We start from the raw sequence: 14,115 nt of genomic DNA on the forward strand, positions 1-14,115 counted from the left end.
CATGGGCTATCCCGACGCCCCCGCCCCGTCCTCCACCGCCCTGCCGCCGGTCCTCCCGGACTTCCGGCCGACGCATGTGGTGCCCCGCGACGGGCTGCCCGCCTGGGAGGCGCCCGATCCGTCGCTGCCGACGGATCCGCTGGACGCGTTCCTGCCGGTGCAGCTGCTCGACCGGGTCGGCGACTGGGCGCAGGTCCTCTGCTCCAACGGCTGGTCGGCCTGGGTCGACGGGCGGCTGCTCGTCGGGGTGCCGCAGGACCCGCCGGAGGCCGGTCAGACGCCGGCGAGGACGGCGGACCCGCGGCCGCTGATCGCCCGTGCCGAGGACTCGCTGGGGCGGTTCCGGCGGGCGGCGGAGGAGCTCGCGGCGGGACGCTCGGACGGGGAGACGTTCCGGCGGCGGACGCGGGGGCTGCGGGTGGGGATGGTCGTGGACGGCGAGTCGCTGTGGCTGTTCGACGCGGAGCACGAACGCTGGGTGTACTGCGACGGCGCGGCGCTCGCGACGTACGCGACGTCCGGCCGCCCGGCCGCCGCCGAGGCCGCCGAGTCCGAGGCGGCGCCGGGCCCGGGCGGCACCCAGGTCGCCCAGCCGCCACCCGGCCCGGCCGGCACACCACCGGCGCCCCCGGCACCGGCGGCCCCGTCCGCCCCGGAGCCCACCCAGGTCGTACCGACGGCACAGCCGGCCGCCCCGGAGCCCACCCAGGTCGTACCCACGGCGCAGCCGGCCGCCCCGGAGCCCACTCAGGTCGTCACCCCGACCGCGCCACCGACCGGGCCACCCCCCGGGCACGAGCCGACCCGAGTCGTGCCGTCGCCGGAGCCGGACGCCGGGGCCGACGCCACTCACGTCGTCCCCCGGCCCGACGAGCCCGGCGCGGCGCCCGAGCCGACGCGGGTCGTGGACTTCGGGGACGAGCAGGACGAGAGGCACGAGCGGGACGAGCGGGACGAGGACGAGTCGGGCCGCGGGGGCGGTGAGCGCTGATGGCGGGGGCGACGCGGGACGCGGATCTGCCCGCCGGGCGGGACACCGGGCTGCTCGGCAAGAAGATCGCGGGGTACCTGGTCCAGGGCGAGATCGGGCGCGGCGGGATGGCGGTCGTCTACCGGGCGCGGGACCTGCGCCTGGACCGTACCGTCGCGCTGAAGCTACTCGCGCCGGAGCTGGCCCGCAACGACACGTTCCGCAAGCGCTTCGCGCACGAGTCGAAGGTGGCGGCCGCGCTCGACCATCCGCACATCGTGCCGGTCTTCGAGGCGGGCGAGACGGAGGGCGTGCTGTACATCGCGATGCGGTACGTCCCCGGGCAGGACCTGCGCGCCGTCCTGGACCGTGAGGGTCCGCTGCCGCCGGAGAAGGCGGCGCGGATCGCGGTGCAGGTGGCGTCCGCGCTGGACGCTGCGCACGCGCACGACCTGGTCCACCGGGACGTGAAGCCGGGCAACATCCTGGTGGCGGAGGGCACCGACAGCGACCATCCGGAGCATGTGTACCTCGCGGACTTCGGGCTGACGAAGAAGTCCCTGTCGCTGACCGGGATCACGACGGTGGGGCAGTTCGTGGGCACCCTGGACTACGTGGCGCCGGAGCAGATCGCGGGCCGGCCGGTGGACGGCCGGTGCGACGTGTACAGCCTGGGCTGTGTGGTGTTCGAGACCCTGACCGGCGCGCCGCCGTTCCGCCGTGACGACGACATGGCGCTGCTCTGGGCGCACCAGTACGACCCGCCGCCCCCGCTGTCGGGCGAGCGGCCGGACCTGGCCGCCGCGGCGGACGAGGTGATGGCGAAGGCGCTGGCCAAGTCTCCGGAGGAGCGGTACGGGACCTGTCTGGAGTTCGTGTTCGCGCTGCGCGCGGCCCTGTCGGGCGGGAAGTCGTCCGCGAAGGGGCGGCGGGAGCGCAGCAGTACGCCGCAGCGCCCGCAGCCGCCGCGCGAACCGCCGCGCTGGGCGCGGCCGGTGTTCCGCGGCGACGTGGAGTGGCCGGGCGTGCAGGAGGGTTAGGGCCTGGTCGGCGGGTGCTCGGGGCTCTCCTGCGGTACCTCGCCGTGGCGTTTCACGCGCAGGGCGAGGAGGCCGCCCAGGAAGCCGGCGATCAGGCCCCAGCCGAGCGCGAGGCCGGCCATGGCCCAGACGTGCGGGTCGAGGACGACCTCGCCGCCGAAGCCCTCGATGTCGCCGATGCCGAGGACGGACAGGCCGAAGCGGGCGAAGACGTGGGTGAGCGGGGCGACGGCCAGCATCGTCAGGGCGAAGGCGAGGCCGCAGTGCAGGGCGTGCTGCCAGAGCCGGATGCCGGCGGGCGAGCGGGTCGCCATGAGGAAGGCGGCGCCGAGCAGCAGAACGGCGGCGATCGGGATCAGCCACCAGGCGCGGGAGTCCTGCGCGGCGAGGGCGGAGACGTCCAGGGTGGTGGTCTGCCGGCCGCGCAGGACCTCGTCGAGGACCTGCGGCATGGGCAGGCCGAAGGGGCCCTCGACCTTGCCGTCCCAGGCGCCGCCGATGCCGGTGCCGAGGGCCAGCCAGCTGACGTTGGGCAGGCCGAGCAGGATGACGGCGAAGGTCTCGGCGGCGTGGCCGCGGGTCGCGGCGACGACGAGCCCGGCGACGAGGCCGATGACGACGTACGCGAGGACGAGCAGCAGCATCGCGGAGGCGGCGGGGCGGACGGCCGCGTGGTAGCGGACGGCGCGGGCGGGCAGCGGCGCGCTCCGCGCGACCAGCAGGGCCACGAGCAGCACGCCGAGGATCCAGAGCAGTCCGTAGCCGAGGGTGGGGCCGTACTCGGTGCGGAAGCCCACGGTGGGGTTCGTGGCCTCCAGGAGCTCGCCGAAGATCTCGGTGACGGGGTCCTCGCCGGCCGGGGCCTGGATGGGGAAGTCGTGGCGGGCGAAGGCGGACACGACGGCGAGCGCGGCGAGCCAGAGCACGGTGGTGCGGGCGACGCGGGCGAGCAGTTCGCCGCCGCCGGCGACGGCGTGGTGGCGCAGCGGGCGGAGGAAGAGGAAGCCCGTGACCAGCGCGCCGACGAGGGTGACGCTGAGCGGCATGGCGGTGAGTTCGGCGTTGGTGCCCGCGAGGGCGCCGGCCTGGCCGGACAGGTCGATCCGGCCGCCCGCGGCCATGACGACGACGGCCGCGGCGACGCTGGGGAAGCCGCCGTCCGGGAGGTCGCCGGCGCCGGCGGCCCACAGGCCGAGCGTGGCGACGACGGCCATGGCGAGGAATCCCGCGAGGACGGCGAGGAGCGCGTCGAGCCAGCCGCGGACGTGGTGCCCGGTGCCGGCCGGCGCGCCGCGCGCCGTGGGGAGCTGACTGCTCACCCTGCCCACGCTAGGCGGGTCGTGGCCCGGCCGCCCGCCGGGGCGGTGGGGCACAGGGCCGTACGGGTCGGGGTCCGACCCGGGCGGCCGGACCCCGCTTGCGGGCCCCGGGGCGGGGGCGCACAGTGAGCGCGGATCGGAAGAAAGGGAGAAACGTGACTTCCCAACCGCCGTCCGGCCGCCCCACGGGTCCGCCGTCGGGTCCCCTCTCGGGCCCCTCCTCCCGCCCCGGGCAGGCCGGTCCGCCGCCGCCCTCCGGGCCGCCCTCCGGCGGCGGCCAGGGGGGCGGTCGAGGCGGTTCGGGCGGCTTCCGTGGAGGCGGAGGCGGGCGCGGCGGCGGCGAGGGCCCCTGGTGGCGCTCCGTCCCGAAGATCGCCGCGATCACCGCGGCGATCGTCGCCGCGGTGATCCTGGCCGTGGTCCTCACCCGGTCCGACGACGGCGGGGACCAGGCCGGCGGCGGCAGCGGCGAGGTCTTCCTGCAGTCCGCCTCGTCCGCGGGCCCGGACCCGTTCACGAAGTCCACAGCCCGTACCGGCGCCGCGCAGTCACCCGCGCCGCTGCCCAGCCCGACCGGGCAGACCGGCACGAACGTGACGCGCACGGTGGACGGTTCGGCGGAGGGTCTGTACGGCGGCACGAAGAACGTGGCGAGCTGCAACGTCGAGCAGCAGGTGCGCTTCCTGGCCGCCGAGCCGGACAAGAACCGGGCGTTCGCCTCGGTCCTCGGCATCTCCGAGTCCGCCGTGCCGGGGTATCTGCGCGGGCTGACGCCGCTGCAGCTGCGGGTGGACACGCGGGTCACCAACCACGGCTTCAAGGACGGCGGCCCGACCACGTACCAGGCGGTGCTCCAGGCCGGCACCGCGGTCATGGTCGACGACCGCGGGGTGCCGCGGGTGCGCTGCGCCTGCGGCAATCCGCTGACCCCGCCGGTACCGCAGAAGACCGCGCCGAAGACGACGGGCACGGCGTGGCCGGGCTACCGGACGGCGGACGTGATCGTCGTCGCCCCCTCCGTGACGGTCGTGAACATCTTCGTGATCTACGACCCGGACGACGACGCGTGGTTCACCCGCAAGCCGGGCCACCACGGCCGCACCGACCGGCCGACCACCGCGCCGACCGCGCCCCCGTCGCCGTCCGCCTCGGACACCGGCTCGCCCACCACCTCGCCGCCCTCGCCCAAGCCGTGCGTGACGGTCACCGACCCCGCGCAGTCGCTGAGCCCGGGCGAGTCGCCCTGCCCGTCGACGCTGACGCCGCCCACCTCCGCCTCGCCGGACACGGCCTCGCCCGACACGGACACCCCGAGCCCGCCCAGCGAGCCGGCGCCCGTCTCGCCCGACGACGGCACGACGACCGACCAGTCGGCGGGCGTGGAGTCCCCGCAGACCGACGACACGGGCCTGTCCTCCCCGGACGCCCCGGGCTCGCCGGACGGCCCGGGTCCGGCCCAGGGCCCCGACGCACCGTTCACCGTCCCGACGTTCTGATTCGCGATCAGACTCGGCCACCTGTGGACTATGTTGAGGGGATGACTACCGGGACGGCGTTGCGCCACACACGGATTGGTGACCCGGTGCTCTTCTGAGCGCCGGACGGGCCAGTGCGGGCCCGCTGCTCGATCGAGGATCTTGTGCTGCTGCGCGGGCTCCGCCTCCGTCGTGTTGATCAGAGGCTCGACAGATCAACCACGACAGGAGAATTCATGCCCACCAAGACGTTGCAGATTCCCACCGCGGACGGCCAGGCCGATGGGTTCGCCGCATTCCCGGACCGTGGCGAGCAGCACCCGGGGGTGCTGATGTACGCGGACGGCTTCGGCATCCGGCCCGTGCTGCGGGAGATGGCCCGCGAACTGGCCGGGCACGGGTACTACGTGCTCGTCCCCAACCTCTTCTACCGACACGGCCCGGCACCGGTGATCGAGCTTCCCGAGCACATCGGAGAAGAGGTCCGGCCCGCGATCTTCGCCCAGCTGATGCCCTTGATCGAGGCGCACACCGCCGACCGCGTCCTGAGCGACGCCGACGCCTACGTCAGGTTCCTCACCGCCCAGCCCGAGGTCGGCGCCGGCCCGGTCGCGGTGACCGGCTACTGCATAGGCGGCCTCTTGGCGATGCGCACCGCTGCGGCCCACCCTGGCCGGGTTGCTGCCGTCGCTGCATTCCACGGCCCTGTGGGCGCCGATGGGCCCGGCCTGTTCTCCAAGCTGACCGCCCAGGTCCACCTCGGCCACGCCGAAGGCGACATGACACCCAAGTCCTTCGGCGAGCTCAACCAGGCGCTGGATGCGGCGGGTGTCAGCTACACCTCCGAGATCTACCCCGGCACGATCCACGGCTTCACCATGTCCGACACCGACTCCTTCAGCGCCTCCGGACTGAAGCGCCACTGGGACAACCTGCTCCCTCTCTTGGACCGCACCCTGGGCAACAGCTTCTGACCCGGGCGCCCGCGCCCGGGGGTGGGCGTCCGGGGGTGGACGTCCGGGGGTGGACGTCCGAAAGTCGGATGACCGGCCCGGGGCGTCTGTGTACGGTCGTACGGGTGGAACCTCTCACCGAACAACAGATCCGCGCCTCCTTCGTGAACTGCACCAAGGGCGAGGCGTCACGCCTCCGGCTTCCGCTGGACTTCGCGGAACTCCCCTGGCAGGAGCTGGACTTCCTCGGCTGGGTCGACCCCGGCGCGCCGCTGCGCGCGCACGTCGTGGTGCCCGGTGAGGACGGCCGTCCGCTGGGGGTGACGCTGCGGGTGCCGGCGGTGCGCCGGACCAGCGCGGTCAAGTCGAGCGTCTGCCAGATCTGCCTGACCGGGCACGCCTCCTCGGGCGTCACCCTGCTCGCCGCTCCGCTGGCGGGGGCGAAGGGCCGCGAGGGCAACACGGTCGGCATCTACTTCTGCGCCGACCTCGCCTGTTCGCTGTACGTGCGCGGCAAGCGGCAGCCGAAGCTGCGCGCGGGCCGGCCGGAGGAGACCCTGACGGCCGAGGGTAAGGCCGCCCGCGCCATGGACAACCTGCGGGCCTTCGTCGCCAGGGTCGGTGTCTGAGCGAGCCGGGGCGGCTCAGCGGAAGGCCGCCTCGCCGGTCAGCGCCTTGCCGACGACCAGGGAGTGGACCTCGCTGGTGCCCTCGTAGGTGAGCACCGACTCGAGGTTGTTGGCGTGCCGCATCACCGGGTACTCCAGCGTGATCCCGTTCGCGCCCAGGACGGTGCGGCACTGCCGGGCGATCTCGATGGCCTCCCGGACGTTGTTGAGCTTGCCGACGCTGACCTGCTCGGGGGTCAGCGCGCCGGCGTCCTTGAGCCGGCCCAGGTGCAGGGCGAGCAGCATGCCCTTGCCGAGTTCCAGGGACAAGTCCGCGAGCTTCTGCTGGGTCAGCTGGTACGAGGCGAGGGAGCGGTCGAAGACGACGCGGTCGGCGGCGTAGGCGAGCGCCGTCTCCAGGCAGTCCCGGGCCGCGCCGAGCGCGCCGAAGACGATGCCGAACCGGGCCTCGTTGAGGCAGCCGAGCGGCCCGGACAGGCCGCGCGCGCCGGGCAGCATCGCGTCGGCGGGCAGCCGTACGCCGTCCAGGACCAGTTCGCTGGTGACGCTGGCCCGCAGCGAAAGCTTGCGCCTGATCTCGGGGGCGCTGAAGCCGGGTGTCCCGGCCGGCACCAGGAAGCCCCGTACTCCTTCCTCGGTGCGGGCCCAGACGACGGCCACGTCGGCGACGGAGCCGTTCGTGATCCACATCTTGGCGCCGTCGAGGATCCAGTCCCCGCCGTCCCGCCTGGCGCGGGTGCGCATCGCGCCCGGGTCGGAGCCCGCGTCGGGCTCGGTCAGGCCGAAGCAGCCGATCGTCTCCCCCGCCGCCATCCCCGGCAGCCACTGCCGCTTCTGCTCCTCGGAGCCGTACTTCCAGATCGCGTACATGGCGAGCGAGCCCTGCACGGAGACGAGGCTGCGCAGGCCGGAGTCGACGGCCTCCAGTTCCAGGCAGGCCAGGCCGTACGCGACGGCGTTGGTGCCGGCGCAGCCGTAGCCGTCCAGGTGCATGCCGAGGACGCCGAGTCCGCCGAGGGTGCGGGCCAGTTCGCGGGCCGGGATCTCGCCGCGCTCGAACCAGTCGGCGACGTGCGGGCGCAGTTCGCGGTCGGCCAGGGTCCGCACGGTGCGGCGGATCTCGCGCTCCTCGTCGGTGAGCAGGCCGTCGAGGGCGAGCAGGTCGAAGGGGTGGACGGGCGACGCGTTCATGTACCGGCCTCCAGGCTGTGGGCGCACCGCCGGGCCCGTACGGCGGGACCGGCCGACGGCAGATTAACCGCTGATCAGATTTTGGATCCAGTATTGGATTTTCCCGGCCGGGCTGCGTACGGTCGCCGCGTCGCGAGGCACCGAGCGAAGGAGCGTGGGCGGGATGGCGGACGAGCAGCGGGGTGCGGACGAACGGCGGAGCACGGACGAACAGCGGGGTACTGATACGGGCGCGCTGTCCGGGATCGTCGTCGCCGACTTCGGCCGGGTGCTCGCCGGCCCGTACATGACGATGCTGCTGGCCGACCTCGGAGCCGACGTGATCAAGATCGAGCGGCCGGGGACGGGTGACGACACCCGCGCCTGGGGCCCGCCCTTCGCGGACGGCGAGGCCACGTACTTCCTCGGAGTGAACCGCAACAAGCGCTCGGTCGCCCTGGACCTGGCCGACCCGCGCGGCCGGGAGGCGGCGCGGGCGATCGTGGCCCGGGCCGACGTACTGGTGGAGAACTTCCGCCCGGGCACGATGGAGAAGCTGGGCCTCGGGTACGAGGAGCTGAGCGCGCTCCACCCGGCTCTCGTGTACTGCTCGGTGACCGGCTTCGGTACGGACGGCGGGGCGCACCTGCCCGGCTACGACCTGCTGGTGCAGGCCATGGGCGGGCTGATGAGCGTCACCGGCGAGCCGGACGGGCGGGGCACCAAGGCCGGCGTGGCGCTGGTGGACGTGATCACCGGGCTGCACGCGGGGATGGGCGTCCTGGCCGCGCTGCGGCACCGCGAGCGCACCGGCCGGGGCCAGAAGGTGGAGGTCTCGCTGCTCGGTTCGCTGCTGTCCGCGCTGACGAACCAGGCGTCGGCGTACGTCGGGGCGGGCGTGGTGCCGCGGGCGATGGGCAACCGTCACCCGAGCATCGCCCCGTACGAGGTCTTCGACGCGGCCGACCGGCCGCTGGTGCTCGCGGTCGGCAACGATCGCCAGTTCCGGGTGCTCTGCGCCCGCCTCGGCCTGCCGGGGCTCGCCGACGACCCGCGCTTCACGACCAACTCGGCCCGGGTCGCCCACCGGGAGGAACTGGTCGCCGCGCTGTCCGGGCCGCTGGCCGGGCGGACCGCGGACGCCTGGTTCGAGGAGCTGACCGCGGCCGGGGTGCCGTGCGGTCCGATCAACGATCTCGCCGCCGCCTTCGGCCTGGCCGACCGGATCGGGCTCGGCGCGCGGGTCCCGGTGGCCGAGGGCGCGGCGGCGGACACGGTGGCCAACCCGATCGGGTTGCGCGGCACGCCCGCCGCGTACCGCAGCGCGCCGCCCGCGCTCGGCGAGCACACCGAGGCGGTGCTGGCGGAGCTGGGCCTGGAGACGGGCGGAGAGCCCGCGGCGTAGGAAGATGGGCCGGTCACGACGGCGAGGAGAGGCGGAGGCGATGAGCAGCGCGGTGCAGAGGCGGCGGCCGCCGACCGCCCAGCAGTTCGTGCTGGAGGAGCTGCGGCGCGCCATCACCGGCGGGGAGCTGCGCCCCGGCGAGCCGATCCGGCAGGACGCCCTGGCCGCGCGGCTCGACGTCAGCCGGGTGCCGCTGCGCGAGGCGCTGAAGATCCTGGAGGGCGAGGGTCTCGTCGTCCACCACGCGCACCGCGGCTACTTCGTGGCCGAGCTGTCCCTGGCGGACCTGGAGGAGGTCTACCGCATCCGGGAGCTCCTGGAGGGCGAGGCGGTCCGGCAGGCCGTCGCCCGCTCGGGTCCCGGGCTCGTGGACGCCCTGGCGGAGGCGCAGGAGGCGGTGGAGCGGGCCGGCGAGGCCGGGGACGTCGCGGAGATGGCCGCGGCGAACCGGCGGTTCCACTTCATCGTGATCGAGGCCTCGGGCCTCCCCCGCCTGGTCCGTCTGATCCGCACCCTCTGGGACGCCACCGACGCGTACCGCTCCTTGTACTACGCCGCCCGCCCCAACCGGGACCGGGTGCGCGACGAGCACCGCGCGGTGGTGGCCGCGCTGCGCGCCGGCGACGCCGAGGAGGCGGTACGGCTCCTCGACCTGCACCGCGCGCACGCGGTGGCGGCGCTGCGCGAGGTTCTCGACCTGCGCTGACTCAAAAACCGGATGTCCGACGGGGCACCCGCTCCCTAGGCTCGCCCGTATGGACACCGACACGCTCCCTACGGAGCTGCTCAACGTCGTCGACGTGGAGGCGACCTGCTGGGACGGGCAGCCGCCGCCCGGTGCGGTGAGCGAGATCATCGAGATCGGGCTCACGGTCGTGGACCTGGCGGCCGGCCGGCGTCTGGGCCGGCACCGCATCCTGGTCCGGCCGGCGCGGTCCCGGGTGAGCCCGTTCTGCACGGAGCTCACCGGCCTCACGCAGGAGGAGGTCGACGGCGGCGTGCCGTTCGCCGACGCCTGCCGACTGCTCGCGGCCGAGCACGGCGCCGGCGTGCGCCCGTGGGCCAGTTGGGGCGACTACGACCGCAACCAGTTCACCCGGCAGTGCGCCGCGGCCGGGGTCCGGTACCCGTTCGGCCGGGTGCACACCAACGCCAAGGCCGTGTTCACGCAGACGTACGGGCTGCGCAAGCGCCCCGGAATGGCGCGTGCGCTGTCCGTGGCGGGCCTCCCGCTGGAGGGCCGGCATCACCGTGGCGAGGACGACGCCTGGAACATCGCAGCGCTGGTCCTCGACGTGGCCCGGCGCGGGGGCTGGCCGTCCGGGTGACACGCCGACATGACCGTCCGGGTGACACGGCGGCATGACCGAGACAGGGCGGTCCGGTCGGCGTCCACCTGCCGGCCGCCGTCGGTCCTCGGCAGGGTGAGCCCCAGGGCCGGACCGACGGCGGCGGCGATGAGCTGTGTCGCGCCCGCGCGGAGGGGCGTCCACAGCGTTCGTTCTCCCGGGTGACGGCGTGACGGGGTGACGGGATGACGGCTAGGCGAGGATCTTCGCCTTGGCGGCCTGGAACTCCTCCTCGGTGATCTGGCCGCTGTTCTTCAGCTCGCCGAGCCGGGTCAGTTCGTCCGTGGTGGAGCGGCCGCTGCCGGCGGCGTCCTGCACGTAGCTGCGGAAGGCCTGCTCGCTCTTCCGTGCCGCGCTCAGCTCCCGGTTGCCCATGCCCTTGCCACGGGCGATGAGGTACACGAAGACGCCGAGGAACGGCAGCAGCACCACGAACACCATCCATCCCGCCTTGCCCCAGCCGCTGAGGTCGTCGTCGCGGAAGATGTCGGTGATGATCCGGAAGAGCAGCATGAACCACAGGATCCACAGGAAGATCCAGAACGTGGTCCAGAAGACTTCGAGCAGCGGGTAGTCCGCCGCGAGGGTGACTGCGTTCATGGTCGGCTCTCCTGTTCGTGGCACCGGAAGACCGGCGTTCGGGTACCGGAAGACCGGTGATTCCTTCCACTGAAGCCCCACCTCGAGTTGATCACCACTCGGAGTCACGCCGGGCGCGCTGAGGGCTGCGATCCGGGAACGATGCGCCCCGACCCCTAGGGACCGACCGGACGGTATGTCATTCTTCGCTTCGACGACGGTCCGACCGACACCGGTGGAGGAACGCGATGCTGCATGCCGTACGGGACCGGTCCGTCGACGCGGAGGCGGAGGCGGCCCTGCACCGGGCCGCGCGGGTCCTGTCGGGCGGGCTGCACGGACTCGCCGAGCGGCTGGTGGGCGCCCTGGCGGCGCGGCACCCGGCCTTCCGGACGGCGCTCGCCGCGGACCCGTCGGGCGTGCGCGACGAGGTACGGGCCACACTGCAGCACCACGTCGGCTCGCTCCTCGGGCCCCGGCCGTCCGGCGCGGAGGCGCGGCGCTGCGCCGAGCGGGTGGGCGCGTCATGGGCGGCGCGGGGACTGCCGAGGGAGGCGGTGCTGCAGGCGTTCCGGCTCGGCGGGGGTCTGGTGTGGCAGGAGCTGGTGGACGAGACGGCCCGCCGCCGGCCGGACGACGTACGCCTGCTCGTCCATGTCGCCGCCGACGTCTGGAACTTCGTGGACGAGCACTGCACCCTCGTCGCCGAGGCCCATCGCGCCGCCGCGGCCCGCACGGACGGGCGGCGCGAGGAGCTGCTGCGCCGGATGACGGCGGCACTGCTCGACGGCACGACGCGGATCGCCGATCTGCCGGAGGTCGCGGCCGCGCTCGGGCTGCCGGTGGAAGGGGCGTACGCGGTCGTCGCGGCGACCGGGGCGCCGGACGTGCGGGCGCTGGCCCGCACGGTGCCGGCGGACGGGCCGCGGATCGTCTGGCACGCGGACGGGGACACGGTGTTCGGGCTCGTGCCGGTCGGGGACGGCACGCTGCGCGCGCTGGCGAGGACGCTGACGGTTCCGCCCGGAGCGGCGGTCGGGATCGGCTCGCCGGTGGAGACCCTGGCCGCCGCCGGCGACGCCCGCCGGCTCGCGGAGGTGGCGCTGCGCGCCTGCCCGCCGGGCGGCGGCACGGTGCTGCTCGACGAGCATCTGCCGGCCGCGCTCCTCGCGTCGTCGCCGGCGCTGGGCGCCATGCTCGCGGAGCGGGTGCTCGGCCCGGTGCTGCGTCTGGAGCCCGCCGACCGGGATCTGCTGATCGGCACGCTGAGCGCCTGGCTGGACTGCGACGGCAGTGCCCAGCGCGCCGCGCACCGGCTGTACTGCCACCGGAACACCGTCCTGAACCGGCTGCGCCGTCTGGAGCAGCTCACCGGGCGCTCGCTGACGCGGCCGGCGGACGTGGTCGAGCTGTCGCTGGCGCTGACGGCCCGCTGCCGGCTGGGACTGTGAGGGGAGCTTCGCCCCCGCATACCGGTCGCTGACGGGGTATTCGTAGCTCTATGAGCGATATGTCTGCGAGTACGGCCCCGCACGGCCCGGTCGTGGCCGCCGTCGACGGCTCCGAGCACAGCCGGCGGGCCCTGGAGTGGGCACTCGGCGCGGCCCACCGGCTCGGCGCGGACCTGCGCGTCGTCCATGTGAGCCCCGCGGACCTCCAGGTGGGCCTGGCCCGCATCCACTCGCTGGGCCAGGACCCGGAGATCACCGACCCGGTGCTCGACGGGGCGCGCCGGCATGTGGAGGAGTACGCCGGGGGCGCGGTGCGCGCCGCGTACGAGACGCTGGACGGCTCCGTCAGCGACGCGCTGCTCGCGGAGGCCCGCCGCGCGCGGATGCTGGTGCTCGGCTCGCGCGGGCACGGCGGCTTCGCCAGCCTGCTGCTCGGTTCGACCAGCCGTTCGCTGACGTCCGTCGCGCCGTGCCCGGTGGTCGTGGTGCCGCACGAGGCGAGGGCCGCGGCCCTCGCGGACCGGCCGGAGGCGGGACGGGTGGTGCTGGGGCTGCATCCGGAGGAGACCGCGGACGAGGTCCTCGACTTCGCGTTCCAGGAGGCGCAGCGGCGCGGTGTCGCGCTGGAGGCGGTGACGGCGTACCCGGTGCCGGTGTCCCCGATGCTGATGGTCGGGCCGCCGGCGCCGGTGATGCCGCTGACGGAACTGCCGGACCCGGAGCGGCCGGAGCTCGCCGACGAGGCGAAGGAGCATCAGGCCACCCGGCTGGGGCCGTTCGGCGAGCGGTATCGCGACGTGCAGGTCACGCAGGTCGTCTCGCCGGTGGACGCGGCGGGCCGGCTGGTGGAGGACTCGCGGACCGCCGGGCTCCTGGTCGTCGGGCGGCACCACCGCCGGCTGCGCCCGGGCGCGCTGCTGATGGGCTCGGTGGCGAACGCGGTGCTGCTGCACGCGGAGTGCCCGGTCGCGGTGGTGCCTGGCGGCGCGGAGTCGTAGGCACGCGCGGGGGCGGCTGCGTGCGGGAGGGCGGCCCCTGTCAGGCTGTCGGCCGTACGGCGCACGGAACCGCCGCGGCGTACGACCGCACCGACCCGCCCCGCGAGGAGCCCCATGACCCCGGCCGAGCAGGCCCCGCAGCCCCACCGCAACCTCCAGGCGCCCGCCGCGCAGGCCTCGCTCGGCGCGGGCGTGATCGTCACCGACGCGGAGGGCCGGGTGCTGCTCGGGCTGCATCCGACAGGCGTGTGGGAGCTGCCCGGCGGAAAGGTGGATCCCGGCGAGTCGATCGAGACGGCGGCGGCCCGCGAACTGGCCGAGGAGACCACGCTGGTGGCCGACCCCGCCGACGTCGAGGTGGTCGCGATCCTGCTCGACACCCCGCCCGGCGCCTCGCTGACCCGGCTGACCGCCGTGGCCGTCGTCCGGGTCCATCGGGGCACGCCGGCGGTGGCGGAGCCGGACAAGATCGACCGCTGGGAGTGGTTCTCCCCCGACGCCCTGCCGGCCCCGCTGTTCGTCCCGTCGGGCCACGCCCTCAAGAGCTGGTGCCCTGAACTGCCGCTGGAGCAGGGGCCGTTCCGACGGTACGCGGTCCGGCGCGACGCCTGACGGCCGGAGGCGGCGGCCGCGCACCCCGGACGGCCGCCGCTGCCGCCGCCGCTGCCGCCGCCGCTGCTGAACCCTCGCGAAGTCCACACGTTCGCACAGGTTTCAACGCAGCCCGACTGGCATAGACCCGTGGAGATTGTTCATTCGGACGCAAGCAACCGGCCA

14 protein-coding genes are annotated in these 14,115 nt (G+C 74.6%); 11 read left to right on the forward strand and 3 right to left on the reverse strand.

Annotation, left to right across the window (positions count from 1 at the left end):
* Nucleotide 1: 1 nt before the first annotated feature.
* Together ACGFMM_RS23320 and ACGFMM_RS23325 are read left to right on the forward strand one after the other, a co-directional pair.
* Nucleotides 2-991 (forward strand): hypothetical protein, encoded by a 990-nt coding sequence (locus ACGFMM_RS23320; protein ID WP_393648341.1) that lies wholly within the window; start codon nucleotides 2-4, stop codon nucleotides 989-991.
* A complete protein-coding gene (locus ACGFMM_RS23325) occupies nucleotides 991-2,010 on the forward strand; it encodes a serine/threonine-protein kinase (protein ID WP_393648342.1) in 1,020 nt (339 codons plus the stop codon). The genes ACGFMM_RS23320 and ACGFMM_RS23325 overlap by 1 nt, the downstream gene beginning before the upstream one ends.
* On the opposite strand, the gene ACGFMM_RS23330 is transcribed toward ACGFMM_RS23325, so the two are convergent.
* Nucleotides 2,007-3,329: a streptophobe family protein gene (locus tag ACGFMM_RS23330; protein WP_393648343.1), complete on the reverse strand. Its 1,323-nt coding sequence runs from the start codon at nucleotides 3,327-3,329 to the stop codon at nucleotides 2,007-2,009. The two genes, ACGFMM_RS23325 and ACGFMM_RS23330, sit on opposite strands and share 4 nt — an antisense overlap.
* A 155-nt stretch (nucleotides 3,330-3,484) precedes the next feature.
* Here ACGFMM_RS23330 and ACGFMM_RS23335 point away from each other — a divergent pair, with 155 nt between their 5' ends.
* From ACGFMM_RS23335 to ACGFMM_RS23345, 3 genes are all read left to right on the forward strand, one after another.
* Nucleotides 3,485-4,825, forward strand: coding sequence for a DUF6777 domain-containing protein (locus ACGFMM_RS23335; RefSeq protein WP_393648344.1), 1,341 nt, complete (start codon nucleotides 3,485-3,487; stop codon nucleotides 4,823-4,825).
* 215 nt (nucleotides 4,826-5,040) lie between these two features.
* Complete coding sequence (locus tag ACGFMM_RS23340) at nucleotides 5,041-5,778, forward strand: dienelactone hydrolase family protein (protein WP_393648345.1); 738 nt, start codon at nucleotides 5,041-5,043, stop codon at nucleotides 5,776-5,778.
* Between the two features lie 104 nt (nucleotides 5,779-5,882).
* Nucleotides 5,883-6,386: an FBP domain-containing protein gene (locus tag ACGFMM_RS23345; RefSeq protein WP_393648346.1), complete on the forward strand. Its 504-nt coding sequence runs from the start codon at nucleotides 5,883-5,885 to the stop codon at nucleotides 6,384-6,386.
* A gap of 15 nt (nucleotides 6,387-6,401) precedes the next feature.
* Here the strand turns inward: ACGFMM_RS23345 and ACGFMM_RS23350 are convergent, their stop codons facing one another.
* Complete coding sequence (locus ACGFMM_RS23350; RefSeq protein WP_393648347.1) at nucleotides 6,402-7,577, reverse strand: acyl-CoA dehydrogenase family protein; 1,176 nt, start codon at nucleotides 7,575-7,577, stop codon at nucleotides 6,402-6,404.
* A 163-nt stretch (nucleotides 7,578-7,740) separates the two neighbouring features.
* Between ACGFMM_RS23350 and ACGFMM_RS23355 the strand changes: the two genes are divergently transcribed.
* The 3 genes from ACGFMM_RS23355 to ACGFMM_RS23365 are packed head-to-tail and all read left to right on the forward strand — an operon-like array spanning nucleotide 7,741 to nucleotide 10,289.
* Nucleotides 7,741-8,961: a CaiB/BaiF CoA transferase family protein gene (locus ACGFMM_RS23355; protein ID WP_393648348.1), complete on the forward strand. Its 1,221-nt coding sequence runs from the start codon at nucleotides 7,741-7,743 to the stop codon at nucleotides 8,959-8,961.
* A gap of 40 nt (nucleotides 8,962-9,001) precedes the next feature.
* Nucleotides 9,002-9,667, forward strand: coding sequence for a GntR family transcriptional regulator (locus ACGFMM_RS23360; RefSeq protein WP_393648349.1), 666 nt, complete (start codon nucleotides 9,002-9,004; stop codon nucleotides 9,665-9,667).
* A gap of 49 nt (nucleotides 9,668-9,716) precedes the next feature.
* A complete protein-coding gene (locus ACGFMM_RS23365) occupies nucleotides 9,717-10,289 on the forward strand; it encodes an exonuclease domain-containing protein (protein WP_393648350.1) in 573 nt (190 codons plus the stop codon).
* 213 nt (nucleotides 10,290-10,502) lie between these two features.
* Here the strand turns inward: ACGFMM_RS23365 and ACGFMM_RS23370 are convergent, their stop codons facing one another.
* Nucleotides 10,503-10,910: an SHOCT domain-containing protein gene (locus ACGFMM_RS23370; RefSeq protein ID WP_393648351.1), complete on the reverse strand. Its 408-nt coding sequence runs from the start codon at nucleotides 10,908-10,910 to the stop codon at nucleotides 10,503-10,505.
* A 227-nt stretch (nucleotides 10,911-11,137) separates the two neighbouring features.
* Here ACGFMM_RS23370 and ACGFMM_RS23375 point away from each other — a divergent pair, with 227 nt between their 5' ends.
* The 3 genes from ACGFMM_RS23375 to ACGFMM_RS23385 all read left to right on the forward strand — a co-directional run bounded on the left by ACGFMM_RS23375 (nucleotide 11,138) and on the right by ACGFMM_RS23385 (nucleotide 13,950).
* Nucleotides 11,138-12,340, forward strand: coding sequence for a helix-turn-helix domain-containing protein (locus ACGFMM_RS23375; protein ID WP_393648352.1), 1,203 nt, complete (start codon nucleotides 11,138-11,140; stop codon nucleotides 12,338-12,340).
* Nucleotides 12,341-12,399: 59 nt separating this feature from the next.
* Nucleotides 12,400-13,338 carry a universal stress protein gene (locus tag ACGFMM_RS23380; RefSeq protein WP_393648353.1) on the forward strand — a complete coding sequence of 313 codons (939 nt, stop codon included), beginning with the start codon at nucleotides 12,400-12,402 and terminating at the stop codon, nucleotides 13,336-13,338.
* A 114-nt stretch (nucleotides 13,339-13,452) separates the two neighbouring features.
* Complete coding sequence (locus ACGFMM_RS23385; protein WP_393648354.1) at nucleotides 13,453-13,950, forward strand: NUDIX hydrolase; 498 nt, start codon at nucleotides 13,453-13,455, stop codon at nucleotides 13,948-13,950.
* Nucleotides 13,951-14,115 lie beyond the last annotated feature (165 nt).

It is taken from the genome of Streptomyces sp. NPDC048604, assembly GCF_043199435.1.
In the GTDB taxonomy this organism is placed as follows: domain Bacteria; phylum Actinomycetota; class Actinomycetes; order Streptomycetales; family Streptomycetaceae; genus Streptomyces.

Bases quoted from the DNA above. Each gene is read 5' to 3' on its own strand.
- ACGFMM_RS23320 (WP_393648341.1), top strand. From the start codon at position 2: ATGGGCTATCCCGACGCCCCCGCCCCGTCCTCCACCGCCCTGCCGCCG.
- ACGFMM_RS23325 (WP_393648342.1), top strand. From the start codon at position 991: ATGGCGGGGGCGACGCGGGACGCGGATCTGCCCGCCGGGCGGGACACC.
- ACGFMM_RS23340 (WP_393648345.1), top strand. From the start codon at position 5,041: ATGCCCACCAAGACGTTGCAGATTCCCACCGCGGACGGCCAGGCCGAT.
- ACGFMM_RS23350 (WP_393648347.1), bottom strand. From the start codon at position 7,577: ATGAACGCGTCGCCCGTCCACCCCTTCGACCTGCTCGCCCTCGACGGC.
- ACGFMM_RS23355 (WP_393648348.1), top strand. From the start codon at position 7,741: ATGGCGGACGAGCAGCGGGGTGCGGACGAACGGCGGAGCACGGACGAA.
- ACGFMM_RS23360 (WP_393648349.1), top strand. From the start codon at position 9,002: ATGAGCAGCGCGGTGCAGAGGCGGCGGCCGCCGACCGCCCAGCAGTTC.
- ACGFMM_RS23365 (WP_393648350.1), top strand. From the start codon at position 9,717: ATGGACACCGACACGCTCCCTACGGAGCTGCTCAACGTCGTCGACGTG.
- ACGFMM_RS23370 (WP_393648351.1), bottom strand. From the start codon at position 10,910: ATGAACGCAGTCACCCTCGCGGCGGACTACCCGCTGCTCGAAGTCTTC.
- ACGFMM_RS23375 (WP_393648352.1), top strand. From the start codon at position 11,138: ATGCTGCATGCCGTACGGGACCGGTCCGTCGACGCGGAGGCGGAGGCG.
- ACGFMM_RS23380 (WP_393648353.1), top strand. From the start codon at position 12,400: ATGTCTGCGAGTACGGCCCCGCACGGCCCGGTCGTGGCCGCCGTCGAC.
- ACGFMM_RS23385 (WP_393648354.1), top strand. From the start codon at position 13,453: ATGACCCCGGCCGAGCAGGCCCCGCAGCCCCACCGCAACCTCCAGGCG.